At 40.5% G+C, this 20,587-nt stretch carries 15 protein-coding genes, 1 other RNA gene and 2 pseudogenes; 4 read left to right on the plus strand and 14 right to left on the minus strand.

Going from position 1 to position 20,587, the window contains the following annotated elements; genetic code table 11:
* Window positions 1-205 precede the first annotated feature (205 nt).
* The 3 genes from L634_RS0108065 to L634_RS0108075 all read right to left on the minus strand — a co-directional run bounded on the left by L634_RS0108065 (window position 206) and on the right by L634_RS0108075 (window position 3,400).
* Window positions 206-868: a hypothetical protein gene (locus L634_RS0108065; protein WP_026582016.1), complete on the minus strand. Its 663-nt coding sequence runs from the start codon at window positions 866-868 to the stop codon at window positions 206-208.
* A gap of 193 nt (window positions 869-1,061) precedes the next feature.
* A complete protein-coding gene (locus L634_RS0108070; protein ID WP_026582017.1) occupies window positions 1,062-1,955 on the minus strand; it encodes a mechanosensitive ion channel family protein in 894 nt (297 codons plus the stop codon).
* Between the two features lie 440 nt (window positions 1,956-2,395).
* Window positions 2,396-3,400, minus strand: a complete 1,005-nt coding sequence (locus L634_RS0108075; RefSeq protein WP_026582018.1) for a peptidoglycan recognition protein family protein — start codon at window positions 3,398-3,400, stop codon at window positions 2,396-2,398.
* A 466-nt stretch (window positions 3,401-3,866) separates the two neighbouring features.
* On the opposite strand from L634_RS0108075, the gene L634_RS0108080 reads away from it, so the two are divergent.
* Entirely contained in the window at window positions 3,867-5,219 is a 1,353-nt protein-coding gene (locus tag L634_RS0108080; RefSeq protein ID WP_026582019.1) for a D-serine ammonia-lyase, read from the plus strand.
* 249 nt (window positions 5,220-5,468) lie between these two features.
* On the plus strand, window positions 5,469-7,541 hold the full coding sequence (locus tag L634_RS0108085) for a cation:proton antiporter (RefSeq protein ID WP_026582020.1): 2,073 nt from the start codon (window positions 5,469-5,471) through the stop codon (window positions 7,539-7,541).
* A gap of 149 nt (window positions 7,542-7,690) precedes the next feature.
* Here the strand turns inward: L634_RS0108085 and L634_RS34235 are convergent.
* The 8 genes and pseudogenes from L634_RS34235 to secG all read right to left on the minus strand — a co-directional run.
* A pseudogene (locus L634_RS34235) lies at window positions 7,691-8,269 on the minus strand (ZinT family metal-binding protein); the annotation flags it as partial.
* Window positions 8,270-8,329: 60 nt separating this feature from the next.
* Window positions 8,330-9,322 (minus strand): annotated as a pseudogene (locus L634_RS34240) (metal ABC transporter solute-binding protein, Zn/Mn family); the annotation flags it as partial.
* Window positions 9,323-9,671: 349 nt separating this feature from the next.
* Window positions 9,672-10,112: an NUDIX domain-containing protein gene (locus tag L634_RS0108095; protein WP_026582022.1), complete on the minus strand. Its 441-nt coding sequence runs from the start codon at window positions 10,110-10,112 to the stop codon at window positions 9,672-9,674.
* A gap of 543 nt (window positions 10,113-10,655) precedes the next feature.
* Window positions 10,656-11,015: a transfer-messenger RNA gene (ssrA, locus tag L634_RS32580) on the minus strand.
* Window positions 11,016-11,160: 145 nt separating this feature from the next.
* Window positions 11,161-11,628 (minus strand): SsrA-binding protein SmpB, encoded by a 468-nt coding sequence (gene smpB / locus L634_RS0108100; protein WP_026582023.1) that lies wholly within the window; start codon window positions 11,626-11,628, stop codon window positions 11,161-11,163.
* 162 nt (window positions 11,629-11,790) lie between these two features.
* Window positions 11,791-14,115 carry a ribonuclease R gene (gene rnr, locus L634_RS0108105; protein ID WP_026582024.1) on the minus strand — a complete coding sequence of 775 codons (2,325 nt, stop codon included), beginning with the start codon at window positions 14,113-14,115 and terminating at the stop codon, window positions 11,791-11,793.
* Window positions 14,116-14,304: 189 nt separating this feature from the next.
* Entirely contained in the window at window positions 14,305-15,051 is a 747-nt protein-coding gene (locus L634_RS0108115; protein WP_026582025.1) for an alpha/beta hydrolase, read from the minus strand.
* A gap of 172 nt (window positions 15,052-15,223) precedes the next feature.
* Window positions 15,224-15,457: a preprotein translocase subunit SecG gene (gene secG, locus L634_RS0108120; protein ID WP_026582026.1), complete on the minus strand. Its 234-nt coding sequence runs from the start codon at window positions 15,455-15,457 to the stop codon at window positions 15,224-15,226.
* Window positions 15,458-15,586: 129 nt separating this feature from the next.
* Between secG and L634_RS32230 the strand changes: the two genes are divergently transcribed.
* Both L634_RS32230 and L634_RS32235 read left to right on the plus strand, forming a co-directional pair.
* Complete coding sequence (locus L634_RS32230; RefSeq protein ID WP_051428287.1) at window positions 15,587-15,964, plus strand: nuclease-related domain-containing protein; 378 nt, start codon at window positions 15,587-15,589, stop codon at window positions 15,962-15,964.
* Complete coding sequence (locus tag L634_RS32235) at window positions 15,948-16,574, plus strand: nuclease-related domain-containing protein (RefSeq protein WP_051428288.1); 627 nt, start codon at window positions 15,948-15,950, stop codon at window positions 16,572-16,574. Before L634_RS32230 ends, L634_RS32235 begins: the two co-directional genes overlap by 17 nt.
* A gap of 156 nt (window positions 16,575-16,730) precedes the next feature.
* Here L634_RS32235 and eno read toward each other — a convergent pair whose 3' ends face one another.
* The 3 genes from eno to tpiA form a co-directional block, all read right to left on the minus strand.
* A complete protein-coding gene (gene eno, locus L634_RS0108135; RefSeq protein WP_026582027.1) occupies window positions 16,731-18,026 on the minus strand; it encodes a phosphopyruvate hydratase in 1,296 nt (431 codons plus the stop codon).
* 232 nt (window positions 18,027-18,258) lie between these two features.
* The gene (gene gpmI, locus L634_RS0108140; RefSeq protein ID WP_026582028.1) at window positions 18,259-19,794 is read right to left on the minus strand and encodes a 2,3-bisphosphoglycerate-independent phosphoglycerate mutase; all 1,536 of its coding nucleotides are present in this window, start codon (window positions 19,792-19,794) and stop codon (window positions 18,259-18,261) included.
* On the minus strand, window positions 19,787-20,548 hold the full coding sequence (gene tpiA, locus L634_RS0108145; RefSeq protein ID WP_026582029.1) for a triose-phosphate isomerase: 762 nt from the start codon (window positions 20,546-20,548) through the stop codon (window positions 19,787-19,789). Before tpiA ends, gpmI begins: the two co-directional genes overlap by 8 nt.
* Window positions 20,549-20,587: the final 39 nt, after the last annotated feature.

Genomic DNA, 20,587 nt, shown 5'->3' on the forward strand with positions numbered 1-20,587 from the left:
GCTTTCCGCGGGGAGGGATGAGAGCCTCCTCGGCTTCGCCTGTGGGGTCTCCCACTTCCCTCGCTTCTAAGCAGGAGTGAAGTCCCCTCCGCTACAATCAACTCAGTTGGTTAACCTTAGTTAGACGCCCGAAAAGCAACAAACTTTACTAAAAAAGCCCTAACAAAAAAGGGCCACCTGGCTTTGGTGACCCATTTCGAAAGAATTACATGTTCTTTCCGTTGTTTTCTTTTGTATCACGAGCGCTTGCAGCATTTTCTTTTGCCGCTTGCGAAACTTCTTGTCCACGGTTATTAGCTGTTGCGGCTGCACTATTTGGACTAGTTCCCGCTGGCTTGATTTCTGTCTTTGTCTTTGGCGTTTTTGGGCTAGTTTGATTTACCTCGGGTGCTTTCGGACTAGTCGTATTTACAACGGATGGGCTAGTTTCATTTACTTCGGGTGCTTTTGCTGTCTTAGTTCCCGTTGCTGTGGTTGAAGGCTTTGCTGCGGGTGCTTTTGAGCTTTTCACAGGCATCGTTTTTGAAACAGGAGCTGTTGTCGAACTCTTGCTGATTTTTTTAGTATCCTGTTGAACGGCTGCTTCGGCCAAATGATTATTATTATTTTTATCAGCCGCTTGGGACGCCGGGATATCCTGCGAAAGCTTTGACTGATCATCTTTCACATTCGCTGTTAGTGTTTGATCTTTCACTGTTTTTTCTTTTTGACTGATGACATCTTCTTTTTTTTGCACTTTGGATAGAATGAAAGCATTTTCTTTTGTTAAAAATTTTGAAGATTGCTCGATTAACCAGGAGTTAGTGAAAGAAAACGTAACAGATCCCGCTAATACCATGGCAAGGGCTCCCTTGGTTAGTGTGTTCATATAATTCCCCTCGTGTTCTATGTAATCGTATTAAAAGAATACGAACGAACGAGAATGTATTATGGGGGTATAACTAAACAAAATTAGGGATCCTTTTTATTGCACTAGACTGCTTCGATCACCTTGTTGAACAACTGTTCTTTAAAAACCGCGCCTCATAGACCGATCTAGCTCTTGAATCAGCTTGTTTATTTTACCTGCTTGGTGAAGGCTGCTCTTCAAGAATCTCCTGTAATTTTTCAGTATGAACGAACATGTTCACTGTTGGCATTTGAACTTGATTCTTATGAAATATAGACATTAGTTCAAATCTTACCTGCCTGGAAGTTTCAAAATACTCTTCAGGCTTAACCAAGCCTACAATACAAAATTCGTACCCAACATTTTTAAGGGTTGGATTTAAGTCTGTAATACCAATATACTGAAATGGTTCAACAGCCTCGTCCGCTATCCTATATAGGCTATGATTCAATTTTTCATTGCAGATAACACTTGCATTTTCTAGCAATTCCTTTATTCTTATAGGATTTTCCTGATAACTTACCGTAATCCGTTCTATAACCCGCATCCAGCCTTTATTAAAATTTTGTATCGTTCTAATCTCTCCATGCGGGATGGTAAGGAGTTTTCCCGACCATTCACGAATTTGCATAAAGCGAATACTTATTTCCTCAATGGTACCTGAACTTGTTCCGTTGATAGTAACAAAATCGCCGACACGAAACTCCTTGTCCGTTAATCTTACGAACCCTAATATAACGTCTTTTAGCATCTGTTGTGCAGCAAATCCGACAACAACTCCGGCAATCCCTGCACCTGCAAGAATACCTTTTATATCTACAAATTGACTAATTAGATAAATAACGAGGCTGATCGCAATTCCATACCTAAAAATTGATCGAATTACGCTTTGAATTGTCTGTTCTATTTCTTCATCAAAAAAATTTGACTTCCTAAAGAACCAATCAATAATACGGTTTATGACAAAGGAAAGGGTTATGAGAACCAAAGCAAATAGTGTAAATCTTAAAAGTAAAAACTTCCTTATATAATCAAAAAATTCCTCAGTAAAAGTTAATAAATCCATCTATCTACTCCTTAAAAAGGAAAATTTTTTTCAGAGCTGATTGATTGTAAATACTTTTAAACATCTCAAAATTTCTTCCAGGACCATCTGTTACCTTAACCTTAAATATTGTTTCCTTAACTATGTATTTTGATTATTATTGCCAATTCATCTTTAACAATCTGGCCTTTCATAAAGATAGACGCTTTCCTTATTTCAGAAAAGCGCCATTTAATGGAACCTGAGATCGCTGTCCGCTCTAACCAACAATTTACTTATAACATTAAATGCATCGAATGCTTATACCAGTAAGTGATACATTTGATTTATTGCCTTTTTTTAGTTACAGAAGTTTATTTTCATGGTAGTTAAACATATATTTTTGATTTGTGGAAATATCAGCCGGATTTTTATTCTAAAAGAAACAAAAAATGCTCAGAGTGACTAAGTATTTTTTATGACTATTGCATAGTAGCCAAAATTTCATGCATTTTTTTATCGACCAGAGGATAAAAATTATTTTTTGCATCGTCCGTGGTGTTTCCACCAAAAAATCCAGTACCAGGGCAAGTTTTGATAGCATGTCCGTGACCTGCATCTAGCACTCTTTCCCCGGTGTTGATATCCCACCAGTGATGATAAGTGATAGTGTCGACCGTTGGCTGTAAGCCGTATTTCAACATGAGCAAGGCGGTAACGGTAATAATGGTTTCCCTTTGCTCGGCAGTCATTTGTTCAGCATCGAAGTTTCCGACGTTTTCAATCGCTAGCGCATCTTTTTCGATTTCGTGCATGACAGCTTTATTTAGCAGCCCAAATGAACCTTCGGGAGGTGTGTTGAACGGTCTGCCAAGTGCCACTGTACCGTCTGGGAATGTGGTCAATTGCTGACTGATATCGCTCCAATTCATGCCTGTTACATGATAATCCTTCATCCCCTGCATCAATGTAAAATGGTTGGATCCGTTGAATGACTGATAAGATGGCTGGTATGTGTGATGCTGTTGGACCTTCCCCACTCTTCTCGTGAATTTTTGATTAAAAATCCAGTCTTTGAATTCCTCTCTTGTCATCAGGAAAAATTGTCCTTGCATTCTTAGCTTTTTCGGAGGAATCTTTAACTTTTGCCCGACATAAATCATATCCGATGTAAGACCATTTGCTGATTTGATTAATGGAACTGTAGAGGTAAAGGTATGAGAAAGCTTCCAGAGCGTATCCCCGGGAACAACTTCGTAATCAATGGGGACCCTTAATTTTTGCCCGACTAATAGTAGATCTGTTTGTAAGCCGTTGATTTGTTTCAGGTCCTGCACAGTCGTCTCATAGGTCTGAGCGATCTTCCATAAATAATCTCCTGGTTTTACCTCATAAATGTTTCTAGGGTTATTTTGAGCGTGGACAGGAGATAAATTTATGAGCATGAATGAGATAGTGAAAATAAGGAGCACAAGATGTTTTTTCATACTCTCTGTCCTTTCTGGATGTACATTGATAACTTTTTCATTATCTTTTTAATAGTGTGTAAAACCAGCGAGAAATATTCTTACTCTTTGTACTCCGGATGATGAAAAGTACAGCCAAAGAGATAACACCCAGGCTGAAAGGATGTTTCAAAGTTCATCCTTGGATTATAGCCTGTAATTCGAACATTTGATCATACTTTTTCTTATCATCATATTATTCTGGAAAATTCATAATTGCTGTTGCCAGTTTTCCAGTAAAATCAGGTAAACTAGCCCAAAAGATAAGTTTTCAATGGTATATTTTCCATTACTATGCACCCATTGATAATTAACCGTTAATTGTAATTTAACACTTTTAATTATTAATAATTAAAGTTATTCGTGTTAAACTGTATTTAACATTTATTAAATTTTATTTTATTTAGTTTTGATGACTATAATCAAGTCAATGAGGAGGATTAACAAAGTGAAAGAGATTGAATTCAGTGAACTACAAACATTGAAAGAACACTATCCTTTACTAAACAAACTCATTTCGATGGAGGAGATATTGTGGTTCAATCCTAATATGGAAAAGTTTAAAACAGGGATTAAGAAATCCCCCCTTACTCAAGATGATGTAAGGGATGCAGAGGAAAGGCTGAAACGTTTCGCTCCCTATATTGCCAAAGTTTTCCCGGAAACAAAAAAGATGAATGGGATAATAGAATCTCCTATAATTAGAATTCCTTCCATGAAACAATCCCTAGAGCAGATTTATCAACAGCCTGTATTAGGTGATTTATTGCTCAAGTGTGATAGTCACCTTCCTATAGCAGGGTCTATAAAAGCAAGAGGCGGGATTTATGAAGTTCTAAAACATGCAGAAGAATTAGCACTTCAACATCAATTGCTGACGATTCAAGATGACTATTCCATTTTAGATAGTGATAGGTTTCGAACCTTCTTCTCACAATATTCAATCGCAGTAGGCTCGACAGGAAATTTAGGACTCAGTATAGGCATCATGAGTGCAAAGTTAGGCTTTAATGTGACCGTTCATATGTCGGCTGATGCAAAACAATGGAAAAAAGACTTGCTTCGAAACAAAAATGTTAATGTAATGGAATATGAATCGGATTATAGTAAAGCAGTAGAGGAAGGTCGTCTCCAAGCAGATAGGGATCCTGCATGTCATTTTGTGGATGATGAAAATTCTTATGACCTATTTTTAGGATACGCGGTAGCAGCATCACGATTAAAAAAACAATTAGAAGAGTTAGAGATAACAATTGATGAAAATCATCCTTTGTTTGTTTATCTCCCATGTGGAGTAGGCGGTGGTCCTGGCGGTATTGCTTTTGGCTTAAAGTTATTGTATCAGGATTATGTTCACTGTTTCTTTGCCGAACCTACCCACTCTCCATGCATGTTACTTGGTTTAATGACTGGACTTCATGATAAAATTTCCGTACAAGATATTGGTATTGATAATATAACAGACGCTGATGGACTTGCAGTAGGAAGACCATCTGGATTTGTGGGTAAAACCATAGAACCGTTTCTAAGAGGCAGTTATACGGTTAGCGATGAACAGTTGTATAAGTTATTAAAGGAACTAATTGATACAGAGGGGATTCATTTAGAACCTTCAGCACTGGCAGGCATGATAGGACCAATTAAAGTAAGTAAAGAAGGAACCGATTATTTACCGAAGCATAATTTAGCGGAAAAAATGAATAAAGGTACCCACATTGTTTGGGCAACTGGCGGTAATATGGTTCCTGAAGAAATGATGAAGCACTATTATCAAAAAGGATTGGATTTAACACGGGGTTAGTTGACCCCGTGTTTTTTTTATAAAATTTGTTAAATAAAGAAATTCAGACAAGTTAATTAATATAGCCAATAACTATTAAACTACTATTTCTCTGCATTATACATCGATCTATAAGGCCTTTTTATTCAAAGCATAAAAAGATTCTAGATACATATAAATTAAAATATTTTATTTACGACTGTAAATCATGTTATTTTCATTTTTATTATCAAAAATGTACGTTTGAAAGTTTAAGTTAGGGGGGATTATTTGATTAATCTGCCAATTGAAGATCCAGTTATTATATTTGCGTTAGCAATGGTTATTTTCTTTTTAACACCATTACTAATGAAAAAATTAAGGATACCGGGTATTATCGGTCCAATACTGGCAGGCGTTATTATTGGGCCGCATGGATTTCATCTTTTAGAAAGGGATCAAACAATTGTATTATTAGGTACTATAGGATTGCTGTTTATCATTTTTATTGCAGGTTTAGAGTTAGATATTGATGGCTTTAAAAAGTACCGTAAAAGAAGTATTCTATTTGGCTCACTATCCTTTAGTATCCCGCTTGTTTTGGGAACAGTGGTCGGTATTATATTTGATTACAGTTTAACAGCCTCCATTCTCTTAGGTTCAATTCTTGGCTCTCACACTTTGCTGGCTTACCCGATTGCAAGCAGATTGGGGATTTCTAAGAATAAAGCAGTTACAACTGCAGTGGGAGGCACCCTTCTAACAGATACTTTCGCCTTATTAGTATTAGCAGTAATCACAGGCGCTGCAGAAGGTCAATTGTCTTTACAATTTTGGATAAAGATGATTGTATCATTGATTGTTTTTGTTTTATTAATACTTTGGGGAACTCCAAGGTTATCAAGGTGGTTTTTTAGAAATGCAGAAAATGAAGGTGTAGCGAATTTTACCTATGTAATGGTTATCCTTTTCGTGTCAGGTTTCTTAGCAATCGTTGCTGGTATGCAGCCAATAATCGGGGCATTTTTAGCAGGTTTGGCGTTAAATCGTTTTGTGCTTGATCATGGAACATTAATGAATCGGATACGCTTTTTGGGAAATGCATTATTTATACCTTTCTTTTTGTTATCTGTAGGTATGTTAATGGATTTGAGTGTGTTATTTAATAATCCAAAAGCATGGATTATTACAGGGGTCATTCTTCTTTCAGTATTTATAGGTAAAGCATCTGCCCCGGTAATTATTAGCAAGGTTTATAAATACTCAAAGACAGAACGCAATGTAATGGTTGGTTTAACCATACCACAAGCAGCAGCAACACTTGCTTCCACATTGGTCGGCTTTGAAGTTGGTCTATTGGACCAATCTACTGTTAATGCAGTAATTATCATGATTTTATTAACTTGTATTGCCGGACCGTATTTTGTTGAGAAATACGGCAGAAAATTAGCGCTAAAAGAGGAACAACAACCTAGTGAGAGAAAACAGGGACCTGAGCGTATCCTTATTCCTTTAGCTAATCCGCATACAATGGAATCTATACTAGACCTTGCAAACTTGATTAAACATTCTAATACGGACGATCAGCCTTTATATCCTTTAACAGTGGTTCAAAAAGATATAAAAACAGTACAGGATGAGGTAGCAAATGCAGAAAAGATGCTGGGGCATGCTGTTATGTATGCTTCCAGTGCAGAGATTGCTGTACGGCCAATAACAAGGGTAGACCGGAATGTCTCTAATGGGATAATAAGGGCTATCGCAGAAGAAAGGATTAACACAGTTGTAATCGGGTGGAATGCTGAAAGGAAATCTAATAAATTATTTGGAAGCATTATAGATCGTTTTGTTGATCAAACAAATCAAACTGTACTAGTAACAAAGTTAGGTCACCCATTACAAACAACAAGACGTATTATCTTAATCATTCCATACGGTGCAGATCATAAGCCAGGGTTTATTGAAGCATTAGAACGAATAAAAATGCTGACAGGTCGATTAAGTGCTTCATTACTAGTTTTAGTTATTAATGATTCCATAGAGACTTATGAAAAATATATACAGACAATTAAGCCCGATCCTCCAACTGAGATAAGACAATTAAAAAGTTGGCCATCCTTACAAAAGAATTACGTATCTATGTTAAAAGAGGACGATATTGTAGTCATTTTAAGTGCAAGAAAGGGTACAATTGCTTGGCATCCCGAACTTGAGGAATTACCAAAAAAGCTGGCAAAAGTTAAGCCGGAAAGTTTTATCGTTTATTATCCAGCAGAAGAAGAGGAGGTTGATATTAGAGGATCTAGGGGTATAGAAGTACCAAAGGAGGTCCTGCGCAAAAAAGATTATGAAGGGTATGACTAATTGAATGATCATAAACAGGCGTACTCATATTCGATGAGTACGCCTTTTAATTGACGAATGGGTTATGAGTATGCAATTAATTATTATTCAGAAATCCCACTCATTTTGAACGCTGGATAGTTAAAAAAATCATCCTTTCTGCTCCTTAATTAATGTTCCATCATTTCATGGACAATTTCATGGCCATCCATTTCTGATGGGTAGTAAGTTGGCCAGTTGGTAACTTCATCTAATAAAGCTTCACGGTCGTCTCCCCAATATAGGTGGTAGTGACTAGCCTTAGTCGGATAGATACTATGATCACTAAACTGAATATATCGAGGAAGTCCTTCAGCTTCTTCTTTTAGTTTAAATACGTATCTTACCCCTCTATTTCCCGCATCATATGTTAGGATTTCGTACCCATCGTAGATATACTCCCCAGAATATTCTTCTCCATTTTTAAAGAACGTTACAGTGCCCTCTTCTATCACAATACGTCCAACATCTGTTTGGTACCCTGCTTTATAATATTCCTTATATTCTTCAGCTGTCATGTCACCTTCATGTTCTGCTTTATGAGCAAATACTTCGTCAAGTGTACCATCTTGAAGATATGGGTATACAGACTGCCAGTCTCCTTCCCAATCGGAAAGAGATCGATCCTTCACTTGACTGTCTTCAAAATACCCTTCATAAATTTTTTCTGTTTCTTCATCATTTGCATGACTATGGCCATGATCATGTTCATCCTGTTCTTTTATTTCAGAGGATCCCTTTGATGAGGGTTTAGATAAAGCTTTTGTTAGTTCCTCTAAGTTGTGCTGCATGAGTGTAAAGTAGTCCTCATTATTCTTTATATCTTCTTCTGTTAAAACCGATAAATTGTGTATACGCAAAGCCTCTGCATCGATTTCCCTTCTAACTAAGTCCGCCACTTTAGGAGTTACATTCTGTTCAAAAAATACATATTTCAAACCATTCTTTTCAGCAGTCCCAATGATCTTTTGCACCTCTTTTTGTGAAGGCTCGTTAGCAGGGCTCAAGCCAGACACTGAGATTTGTTTGATCCCATAGTTTTTCTCCCAATAACCATAAGCAGCATGAGATACAATGATTTTATTTTCAGGCAGGCTTTCTAGCTGTGCATGGAACTCTTGGTCTAAGTTTTCTAGCTCTCCTTTCAGCTTTTCAAAGTTTTGGTTAAACACTTCTTCTTTCTCAGGCTTTAATTCAACTAATAGATCTTTTATATGCTCCGCCAACTGAATAGAACGAATAGGGTCCAGCCAAACGTGCGGATCTTGATCCCCATGATTATGTTCAGTATGTTCCTCCTCGTGACTGCCTTCTTCATGAGTGTGTTCACTCTCATGTCCTTCCTCACCTGCATGGTTATGAACATGCTCTTCCAAGTCAATTCCTTTTGATGCTTCTAGTATCTTGACTTCTTCGGATTGAATAGATTCGGAGATTTGTTTTGCATATGATTCTAAACCTGCTCCATTATAAATAAAAGCATCGGATTTTGCGATTTCTAGCATTTCTTTAGTGGTTGGTTCATAATTATGCGAGTCTGCTCCCGGTGGCAGAATAGATTCCACAGAAGCTTGATCGCCTGCAATTTGTTCAGCAAAAAACTGAAGAGGATAAACCGTTGTAAAAATCTTTAACTTTTCGTTAGATCCTTGTGGTTCTTTTTCACTTTCACTGCTGTTTGTTGCTTCTCCTCCACATGCAGCTAACGTAAAAATGACAGTAAATAAACTAAGTACGCCTACCAATTTTTTAATCAATTTCACTCCCCCTTTTATTCGGTATCTATTTTATCGTAATGATTACGATTTGTAAATTGAAATGATTACGATTTGTTGAAATCCTATAAATCTATCCGGTTCAGTTAACCAACTTAGTGACTCTGAGGACATGTCCCCAAATTTCAAGTTTCGAAACAAAAAATAATCGGGAAGAGTATTATGGTATGTTTAAAATATCAACAACCATTTTGGTATTCCAGAATCTGGACCTAAAATGAAAAATGAGCGCTTATCCTTGTTTCTAATAGCGCCCATTAATAGAATAACTGTAATATTGCCTCATTCTTAAAATCACTTAATCCGCCTTCATCGCATTGCTTCAATTAGCATTTCACTATCGAATAAATGCCAATTCTCTATTTGCAAGAGCATCCTTTAACCATCGAGGATGCATTTTCAATAAGTCTTGCGGTAGGTTGCCTGGACCAAAAAATTTTATTTCAAGTGACTCATCAGAATTACATCTAAGTTCTCCACCTATAATTTCAGCAAGAAAACAAATTGTTATAAAATGTACTCCTTTACCATTTGGATAAACAAACACCTGTGAATGAGGTTCAGAGTACACGCCAATAAGCTTTGTAATTCTTATATCTAAATTGGTTTCCTCTTTTACTTCTCTGATTGCTGCTTCAGAAACTGTTTCTCCAATTTCTATATGTCCTGAAGGAATCCCCCATAGTTCTACATCAGCTCTTTTCTGCAGCAAAACTTGTTTTTCCCTATTCAAAATAATAACTGCCACGCCTGCTTTTAATTCATCAATTCTTTTCATTTAATAAACCTCCCTTAAAATAATAAAAAAGGTCCATGGGGAATAGGATTTCAACGCATAGCAAATACGCTGAACCTTTCCCCTCGGACCTTTTATGTCAATAGGTGCCTTTTACGTTATGGTAAAAGATGTAGCCCTCGGTCACGGACCTGTTTAGATAGCGGAACCCTAGCTACAATTTTCCAGTTCACATTTATTTTACAACTATTACTCAGAAGTTGAAAGATGCTCTTTAACTCTTCTGCACCTTTACTTTAAGTACAATCCTTCACAATCTCTAATTGTAAATTAAACAGCTGTATTGTTACTTAACATTACCAGCTTTTAGGTTGAACATAAACCAAACCCTACAGAGTGATTACTAAGAATAATGGTAACTCTCTATAAGAAAGCCCTCAACTTGCTACCCTCAGTAAAAAAATTTAACTTTTTTAGGCAATAAATAAAGTATAAGTTTGCCAAAAATAAAATAAAGCATAAGCCTGCCAATTGGCAATCTTATGCTTTAGGTCACAAAAAATAAAAAACCACCAAATATGTATTTGGTGGAGACGGTGGGAGTCGAACCCACGTCCAGAAATATCGGCACTTAAGCTTCTACGAGTGTAGTCGATATATTCGCGTTTCGCTGGTCCTTATGCCTATCGACGGGCGTCCGGCCAGCTAGCCTGGTTATTCTCTTCCTTCATCCTCAGGCGGCGGAATCCGGCGTAGCCCACTAAAAGTGAGTCCGCTACCCTACCACATGGGCGATGGAGGGGCGAACCGCTAAAGGCCTATTAGGCAGCTAAAGCGAAGTTGTTTTGTTGTTTGCCAGTTATTGGCTTTGACGTTTTAACGAGGCCGATCCCCTCGACTCGCAACCTAAGCTCGAACTATCCCTGTCGAATCCGTAGCGTCCCCATTATAATAGGTCTGCGCCGAATCTCATTCTGCCACGCTGACGTCCGGAAAAGCTCGAAATAGATGAGCTAAAGATTGTGTCACTCACTGTGACAACTACTATTATAACACACTGAGCTAATTTTTCAATTGTAAGGTTCTGGATTTACATTTTCTGCCTTTCACGGAAAGCACGCTCGACTTCACGCTTGGCTTCTTTCTTCTTCAGATCCTCACGCTTGTCGTATTTCTTTTTACCCCTTGCTAAGCCGATTAAAACTTTTGCATAGCCATTTTTGAGGTACATTTTTAAAGGTACGATTGAGTAGCCGACTTCCTTCGAATCGCCAATTAGCTTGTTGATTTCTTTCCTGTGAAGAAGCAGCTTTCTTGTCCTTAGCGGATCATGGTTATAGCGGTTTCCCTGCTCATATGGGCTGACATGCATGCCGAAAAGATAGATTTCGTTGTTTTGAATTCTTGCATATGAGTCTTTCAGATTAACCTTGCCTGCACGAATCGATTTAATTTCCGTACCTTGCAGAACGATTCCCGCTTCATATGTTTCTTCAATTGCATAATCATGATAGGCTTTTTTATTTTGCGCAACCATTTTGCCAGTTCCTTTTGGCATGATGAATCCCCCTTTGCTCCTCTTTCCTGTATTTTAAAGCAGGAAAAATGCAGCATCCGTTCTTTAGCGGTCCCTCAATTATAACAAATTCCATAGATTCTCTCAACGAGAAGCCCTGTCTGGAAGGGAAAGAGAGAGCCTATAAGGCCCTCCCTCTTTCCGCTACCGCTTCTTTTTCTTCCGCTTTGCTTTTGGCGCATTTTCGTAATGCTTTTTCTCTTTTTTCTTTCTGGACCCGCCTGAACCATTTCCTCTTCCTTGGTCAGATTTGCCTTTGCGCGGCTTTTTCTCAGTGCTTCCCGTTTTGAAAACTTTTGGTGCCTCTCGAGGCTCCCGCCTGCGTGTTCCTTTCATGCCTACAATTTCAAAGTCAATTGAGCGTTCGTCTTTATTAACATTGACAACACGGACCGTAATCTCGTCTCCGATCCGGAACACATTGCCTGTACGCTCGCCAATCATCGCCATCTGGCGCTCGTCATAGCGGTAATAATCATCTGTCATGTAGCTGACATGAATCAGGCCTTCAATCGTGTTAGGAAGCTCAACGAACATGCCAAAGTTCGTTACAGAGCTAATAATCCCATCGTACTCCTGGCCAATTTTATCAGCCATATATTCAGCTTTCTTCAGCTCATCTGTTTCGCGTTCCGCTTCTACCGCCCGGCGTTCCATATTGGAGGAATGCTCAGCTATATCCGGCAGCTGCGCGTTCCATTTTTCCCTTGTCGCCTGATCCAGCCTGCCTTCAATTAAATAGGTGCGGATTAAGCGATGGACTATTAAATCCGGGTAACGGCGAATCGGCGATGTGAAGTGTGTGTAAAACTCTGTTGATAACCCGAAATGCCCAAGGCTTTCTTCATAATACTTCGCCTGCTGCATGGAGCGAAGCATTACTGTCGACACAACCATTTCTTCCGGCTTTCCCTGAACCTCTTCAATAATTTCCTGGAGGGCGCGCGGGTGCACAGAATTGGCTGTCCCTTTTACGATATAGCCGAAGTTGGTGATAAACTCGAAAAACCGTCTTAGCTTATCTTCCTTCGGGTCTTCATGGATACGGTAAATGAATGGCACGTCCATCCAGTGGAAATGCTCTGCCACCGTTTCATTTGCAGCAAGCATGAACTCTTCAATCAGACGTTCTGCAATTGAACGTTCACGGATTGCCACATCGGTGGGATTGCCTTCTTCATCCACAATGACTTTCGCTTCCTTAAAGTCAAAGTCAATCGCTCCGCGCTGCATTCTCTTTTTACGCAAAATAAGAGAAAGCTCCTTCATCAGCTCAAACATTGGTACAAGTGATTCGTACCTGTTGATAAGTTCTTCGTCCTGATCCTCCAAAATCTTATTCACATCTGAATAAGTCATCCGTTCAGTTGTTTTAATCACACTCTGGAAAATCTCGTGATTTACAACTTCCCCATCCGGTGTGATTTCCATCTCACAAGAAAGAGTAAGACGGTCCACTTTTGGGTTCAGGGAGCAAATGCCGTTTGAAAGGCGGTGAGGAATCATTGGAATAACCCGGTCTACTAAATACACACTGGTTGCCCGTTCCTCTGCTTCCCGATCAATTGGCGAGTCCTCACGAACATAATAAGTAACATCGGCAATATGGACCCCCAGCTTGTAATTGCCATTATCAAGCTTTTTCACCATTACCGCATCGTCAAGGTCTTTTGCATCGGCACCATCAATCGTGACGATGACTTCATTTCTTAGGTCACGGCGGTTTTCCAGTTCGCTTGGATCGATTGTATCCGGCGTTTCCGCTGCCTGCTTAAGAACCTCTTCCGGAAACTCGAGCGGCAGGCCATGCTTGTGAATAACGGACAGAATATCCACACCCGGGTCATTTTTATGCCCAAGGATGTCGATCACTTCTCCTTCTGCACTCTTCCTGCCCTCTGGATAAGTGGTTAATTTTACAACAACCTTGTGCCCTTCCACAGCACCTTTTGATGCCGCCTTGGGGATAAAAATATCGCTGGCAAACTTTTTATCATCCGGAATGACAAAACCAAAATGCTTGCTTTCCGTATATGTTCCTACAACTTGCGTTACCCCGCGCTTAAGGATGCGGACAATCGTCCCTTCCCGCCTCTGTCCTGAACTCTCCGTTGTCACACGGGCAAGGACTGTGTCGCCGTTTAAGGCATTATTCGTTTCATTCGGCGGGATAAAGATATCATCCATCCCAGGCTCTTCCGGTATAACAAAGGCAAATCCCTTGGCATGCCCGGAAAGCTTTCCGCGGATGAGGTTCATTTTTTCCGGCAAACCATAGCGGTTGCTTCTCGTTCTGACGACAAGCCCTTTTTCCTCCATCACAACAAGCGCCTTGACGAAATCTTTAAAGCCGGTGGAATCCTCAATTCCAAATGCAGCTTCAAGCTCCTGCACAGTCAAAGGCTTGTAGGCTTCATCCTTCATATAATGAAGCAGCTTGTCGATCAGCTCTTGAATATTATTTTCCATTTCATCATCCCTCCTTAAGGGGAATTTTTTAAAGATACCTATACATTTTTAAACTCTGATTACTGTCTAGTTCCACAGGGAATGCTTCAGCAGCATTAAACATCGAACGACTAAAAGCGGCAGCTTTATGGAGGAGGTGCAACGGCTTGAGGTGATAAGCCGCAAAGCAGGCACCTTCCACTTTCCTTTTTATTCTTCCCAATCAAGCTTTTCCAAAAACTCATAAACATCTTCGTGCAGCTGATCACGCTCTTTATCAAGAGTAATCACATGCCCGGACTCTTCATACCACTTCAGCTGCTTTAAATCATTTTCCACTTCATTAAAGATAATATTGGCGCTGTCAGTGTTGATCATATGGTCATGGCGTGCCTGAACGACAAAGGTTGGCGAGTAAATCATATCCACATGATTGCGTACATCGGCTATAAGCTCCTGTAGGGCTTTCAGCGTTTTCATCGGTGTTTTTTGGAATTCTTCCATTTCCTGCTCAATCTGCTCTTCGGATTTCCCTTCCAGTTTCTTATATTCTCTTGCATAGCTCAGAATCCCTTTATACATGACTTCTTCACTTTTTATGTACATTGGTGCACACATCGGAACAATACCCTTTACAGGTACAGTGTAACCCAATTTAAGGGAAAATACGCCGCCCAGGGAAAGACCGGCAACAGCAATCTCCTTATGCCCCCTGCTTTTTAAAAACTCGTACCCCTCCATAACATCCTTCCACCAGTCTTCAGGGCCTGTATGGACAAGCTCTTCCGGCGGGACTCCATGGCCTTTATATTGCGGTGCATGGCAGGTATAGCCCTTTGTTTCAAGGAACCTTGCCATCATCCTTACATCGGCCGTATTTCCGGTAAAGCCATGCAGCAGCAGAACGGCTCTTTTTCCATCTCCAAATGTAAACGGCTTTGGTGCTACAACTCTCATATTTAAAACTCCTTTTACTTTTATCATTCCTATAATTTTTCTTAATCAAACGTTTGATTGAATCTGCATTTCTTATTTTTAGCAAACATAGGGGCAACATGCCAATAAAAAGCTTTCTCCTAAAAACAAAATAAAAGCCTGACCTTATGAGAGGCCAGGCGGTAAGTTCAATCTATACTGCAAAATAAGATACTAAAACCGTAAGGATAAAGAATAAAACAGAAAGAACAATCGTAATGCGGTGAAGAACCAAATCAAGACCGCGCGCTTTTTGCTTTCCAAAAAGCTGCTCAGCTCCCCCGGAAATTGCACCGGAAAGACCTGCGCTTTTACCAGATTGAAGGAGTACAACTACGATAAGTGAAATCGAAACAATCACTAAAAGAGTAATCAATAATGTATGCATGAAGCCACCTCCTGAAAACGTACAATCACATTATTCTTAATTTATCACATTTTGGTAGCATAAACAATAAGATTTTGGCAGGACCTGTTAGATAGAAGGACTTTTATCATAATAAGGAGAATGTACACTATGAAAGGAATGATGCATGTGATAGTAAAAGAGCGTAAGTCTCCTGATTTTATTCAGAGAATGGAAGCACTGCTGAGAAGGCTGCCTGCATCTCATTCGAAAAGGGTGCTAATCGAAAATGATTTGGCGAAGATAAAGGCCGGTTTTCGCGGAGAAGAAGCTGTGGATTACTTTTTAAAACATTTAAATGAGTTCACTATTATTCATGATATTCGGCTTGCTGGCGGAAACGATGACTTCTTTCAAATTGATGCTTTACTTCTGTATTCAAACTTCATTCTTATCCTCGAAATTAAAAATATCTCCGGCACCATCTATTTTGACTCTGCCTTTAATCAGCTCATTCAAATCAAACAGGACAATGAAAGAGGGTTTTGATCCTCTCATACAAGCCAGAAGGCAGCAAAAAGAGCTAACAAAATGGCTAAATGATTTGAAGATCAGCATGCCTGTTGAGTACCTCATTGTGATCAGCAATCCTTCTACCGTCATAAAGACGTCTTCCTATCATAAAAATGCTTTAGATCGTGTGCTGCACGCCGATCAATTGCCAGATAGGATAGAAAGACTGAAAATGAAATATCCACTAGAGATATTAACGGCTAAAGAGCTAAAGAAACTAGGCAGAAGTCTTGTGAAAAAACATTGTCCAGCTAATTATGATGTGTTAAGTTACTATGATATTCAAGCGAAAGAGATTATTACTGGCATTCAATGTCCTTCCTGCAGCAGATTCTCTATGAAAAGAGCACGGGGCACCTGGAAATGTGCTGCATGCAGTGCTCCTGATAAAGAAGGACATATAAAAGCTCTTCAGGATTACTTCTTTTTGATTGATTCCTCTATAACGAATCATCAATTCCGGAGTTTCACCCGCTTATCTTCCTCAAATATTGCAAAAAAGCTGCTGACAGCGCTGAGTCTTCCCTATTCAGGTGAAAAAAAGAGCAGGACATACCATATCCCTTTGAATTTTATTGAAAAATAAAGGTCGACTTAAACTTATCGGCCAAAAATAACAATTTATCGGCCAAATTGGGATGTTTATCGGCCAAAATTGCAGTTTTAACGGCCAAACTGACCCATTTATCGGCCAAACTCAAAAAACAGCCGCCCCACCCGGGACGGCTGCTCACCAGCAAAATTACTTGCTTAAGTTATAGAAAGATTTTAATCCATCATATACCGCTAAATCGCCAAGCTCGTCTTCGATGCGGAGAAGCTGGTTGTATTTAGCGATACGGTCTGTACGGGACATGGAGCCTGTCTTGATTTGTCCAGCGTTTGTGGCAACTGCGATGTCTGCGATTGTTGCATCTTCCGTTTCACCGGAACGGTGAGAAACGACTGCAGTGTAGCCAGCGCGCTTCGCCATTTCAATTGCTTCAAACGTTTCAGTTAATGTACCGATTTGGTTTACTTTGATAAGGATTGAGTTTCCAACGCCTTGCTCGATACCTTGAGCTAGCTTTTTCGTGTTTGTTACGAATAGGTCGTCACCAACTAGCTGCACTTTGCCGCCGATGCGCTCAGTTAATAGCTTGTGGCCTTCCCAGTCGTTTTCGTCAAGCCCATCTTCAATTGAGATGATTGGGAACTCGTTTACAAGCTCTTCGTAGAAGTTAACCATGTCTTCAGAAGTTAAACCTGTGCGGCCTTCGCCTGCAAGGTCGTATTTGCCAGTTTCTTTGTTGTAGAACTCAGAAGAAGCAACGTCCATTGCAAGATAAATGTCTTTTCCAGCTTCATAGCCAGCGTTAGTGATCGCTTCGATGATTACTTCTAGTGCTTCACGGTTTGAACCAAGGTTTGGAGCAAATCCGCCTTCGTCACCTACAGCTGTGTTCAAGCCTTTTCCAGATAATACTTTTTTCAATGAATGGAATACTTCAGCACCCATGCGGATGGCTTCTTTGAAAGTAGGAGCTCCAACAGGCATGATCATGAATTCCTGGAAGTCTACGTTGTTGTCAGCATGAGATCCGCCGTTGATGATGTTCATCATTGGAGTTGGAAGCTGCTTCGCGTTGAAGCCTCCAAGGTAACGGTATAATGGCAGTCCTACAGATTCAGCAGCTGCATGCGCACAAGCCATTGATACGCCAAGGATTGCGTTCGCACCTAGCTTGCCTTTGTTTTCAGTTCCATCTAATTCGATCATCGTGCGGTCGATGCCCACCTGGTCTGTTACATCCAAGCCGATTACAGCATCAGCAATTAGGTTGTTAACATTGTCTACTGCTTTTTGAACACCTTTTCCAAGATAGCGGGACTTGTCGCCGTCACGAAGTTCTACTGCTTCGTATTCACCAGTAGAAGCTCCAGATGGAACCATTGCACGGCCGAAAAAGCCTGATTCTGTTAAAACTTCAACTTCAACTGTTGGGTTACCGCGGGAATCTAATACTTCACGAGCATATACATGTTGGATAAATGGCATATCAAATCTCTCCTTTATTATTAGGCTTTGTTAACATTGAGTGTTGATTTCCGCTGCAGGCACTCGCTTTCCGCGGGCTTCCGGGAGCCTCCTCGGCGTTCTACGCCTGCGGGGTCTCCCTTGGGTACGCTACTCCCGCAGGAGTCTCGCGCCTTCCGCTCCAATCAACACTGCGCTAACATAGCCATTATTAAAATGGTTTTCGACAAAATTCGGGTGGTATTGGTACCATTTACTTTTTCAAAAGCGATGTTCCGGTCATTTCAACTGGTTTTTCCAGTCCAAGCAGGTCAAGCACAGTTGGGGCAAGGTCTCCTAAAATTCCGTCTGTGCGAAGTTCTGCGCCTTCCTGTGTGACAATAACTGGCACCGGATTTGTTGTGTGGGCGGTCATCGGGCTGCCTTCCATAGTGACAACTTCATCGGCATTTCCGTGATCGGCTGTGATAATCGCCTTTCCGCCTTTTTCAATAATTAGGTCAACAATCTTGCCTAAGCATTCGTCAACGGTTTCTACTGCCTTGATTGTCGGCTCAAGCATGCCTGAGTGTCCGACCATGTCCGGGTTAGCAAAGTTAAGGATGATCGCATCGAAATTGTCCCCTTCTATTTCCTTTAATAACGCGTCCGTTACTTCATAAGCACTCATTTCAGGCTTAAGGTCATAGGTGGCCACTTTCGGTGAATCGATCAGAATCCGTTCTTCACCAGGGAATTTCTCTTCACGTCCGCCGCTCATAAAGAACGTAACATGCGGATACTTTTCTGTTTCCGCAATGCGGAGCTGTGTCTTTCCATTTTGCGATAAAACCTCACCCAATGTGTTATCCAGGTTAGTCGGTTTGAACGCTACATATCCGTCAACCGTTTCACTGAAGTGGGTTAAGCATACAAAGAACAAGCTGTCAGGATGCTTTGGCCCTCTGTCAAAGGAACGGAAGTCTTTATTTGTAAATGTATTTGAGATTTGGATCGCACGGTCAGGACGGAAGTTATAGAAAATAACCGCGTCATTGTCCTTGATCGTTGCAACTGGTTCGCCATCTTCCCTGGTAATAACAGAAGGAATAACGAACTCATCGAAGATTCCATTTTTATAGTTATCTTCAACCAATTCCAAAGGATTGCTGTATGAAGGACCTTCTCCATACACCATGGAACGGTAAGATTTCTCTACACGCTCCCAGCGCTTGTCGCGGTCCATGGAATAATAGCGGCCGGAAATCGTTGCAAATTCGCCGACGCCGTATTCCTCCATTTTTTCCTGTGCTTCTTTAATAAAGCCTTCAGCTGTTTTCGGCCCAACATCACGTCCATCCAGGAATCCGTGGACATAGACATTTTTTACGCCTTCTTCAGCTGCAAGCCGAAGCAATGCGTACAGGTGATGAATATGGCTGTGAACACCGCCGTCAGATAGGAGTCCCATCAAATGAAGGTCCGTTCCATTCTTTTTCACATGGTCAATTGCGGATAGGAACGTTTCATTTTTCTCAAACTGCCCTTCACGGATTGCCACATTCACTCTTGTTAAGCTTTGATAAACAATTCGGCCAGCGCCGATGTTTAAGTGGCCTACCTCAGAGTTTCCCATTTGCCCTTCTGGAAGCCCTACCGCTTCACCGCTCGCTGTTAACGTAGCATTTGGATAGGTATTCCAATAACGATCGAAGTTTGGTTTCTTTGCCTGGGCAACGGCATTACCCATCCGCTCGCCGCGCAATGCGAAACCGTCTAAGATGATTAATGCAACTGGAGATTTACTCATTCTTGCCTGCCTCCAATAATTGAAGGAAGCTATTAGGCTCAAGGCTTGCTCCGCCTACAAGCGCGCCATCGATATCAGGCTGGCTCATATATTCTTTGATGTTGGCAGGCTTTACGCTTCCGCCATACTGGATGCGGATTGCATCAGCAGCATCCTGTGAAAATTGCTGTGCAACAACTGAGCGGATATGGGCACAGACTTCATTTGCATCTTCAGAAGTAGAAGATTTGCCTGTTCCGATTGCCCAGATTGGCTCATATGCGATAACAGTCTGCTTTACCTGCTCTTCGGTTAAGCCATTTAGGGCTTTTTCAACTTGTGAGCCTACAAGCTCCTTTGTTTCGCCGTTTTCGCGCTGTTCAAGCGATTCACCGACACAAACGATTGGTGTTAAGTTATATTTGAAAGCAGCCAGTGTCTTTTTGTTTACTGATTCATCTGTTTCATTGAACATTTCACGGCGCTCAGAATGGCCAAGGATGACGTATTTAACCCCAAGGTCCTCAAGTGCCACAGGGCTGATTTCGCCTGTAAAAGCACCGCTTTCTTCAAAGTGCATGTTTTGCGCGCCGATTTCAACATCTGAACCTTTTGCGCTCTCAACAAGGCGCTCCAAGAATAGTGCAGGTGCACATACGACAGTATCTACCTGCTCTTTCCCCGGTACTAAGCCATTGATTTCTTCAAGAAAGACTTTCGCTTCCGGAAGTGTTTTATGCATTTTCCAGTTTCCTGCAATAATTGGTTTACGCATGTTGCACATCCTTTCCTGCTTTTTATTATTATCAAATGA

This window comes from Bacillus sp. J33, from assembly GCF_000518885.1.
In the GTDB taxonomy this organism is placed as follows: Bacteria; Bacillota; Bacilli; order Bacillales; family Cytobacillaceae; genus Cytobacillus.

What these genes read in the sequence shown, in the direction of transcription:
- L634_RS0108095 (WP_026582022.1), bottom strand. Translation starts at nt 10,112, where the DNA reads ATGAAAAGAATTGATGAATTAAAAGCAGGCGTGGCAGTTATTATTTTG.
- L634_RS0108070 (WP_026582017.1), bottom strand. Translation starts at nt 1,955, where the DNA reads ATGGATTTATTAACTTTTACTGAGGAATTTTTTGATTATATAAGGAAG.
- eno (WP_026582027.1), bottom strand. Translation starts at nt 18,026, where the DNA reads ATGCCATTTATCCAACATGTATATGCTCGTGAAGTATTAGATTCCCGC.
- secG (WP_026582026.1), bottom strand. Translation starts at nt 15,457, where the DNA reads ATGCATACATTATTGATTACTCTTTTAGTGATTGTTTCGATTTCACTT.
- L634_RS0108115 (WP_026582025.1), bottom strand. Translation starts at nt 15,051, where the DNA reads ATGAGAGTTGTAGCACCAAAGCCGTTTACATTTGGAGATGGAAAAAGA.
- gpmI (WP_026582028.1), bottom strand. Translation starts at nt 19,794, where the DNA reads ATGAGTAAATCTCCAGTTGCATTAATCATCTTAGACGGTTTCGCATTG.
- L634_RS0108065 (WP_026582016.1), bottom strand. Translation starts at nt 868, where the DNA reads ATGAACACACTAACCAAGGGAGCCCTTGCCATGGTATTAGCGGGATCT.
- L634_RS32230 (WP_051428287.1), top strand. Translation starts at nt 15,587, where the DNA reads ATGAAAGGAATGATGCATGTGATAGTAAAAGAGCGTAAGTCTCCTGAT.
- tpiA (WP_026582029.1), bottom strand. Translation starts at nt 20,548, where the DNA reads ATGCGTAAACCAATTATTGCAGGAAACTGGAAAATGCATAAAACACTT.
- L634_RS0108075 (WP_026582018.1), bottom strand. Translation starts at nt 3,400, where the DNA reads ATGAAAAAACATCTTGTGCTCCTTATTTTCACTATCTCATTCATGCTC.
- rnr (WP_026582024.1), bottom strand. Translation starts at nt 14,115, where the DNA reads ATGGAAAATAATATTCAAGAGCTGATCGACAAGCTGCTTCATTATATG.
- L634_RS32235 (WP_051428288.1), top strand. Translation starts at nt 15,948, where the DNA reads ATGAAAGAGGGTTTTGATCCTCTCATACAAGCCAGAAGGCAGCAAAAA.
- smpB (WP_026582023.1), bottom strand. Translation starts at nt 11,628, where the DNA reads ATGCCAAAAGGAACTGGCAAAATGGTTGCGCAAAATAAAAAAGCCTAT.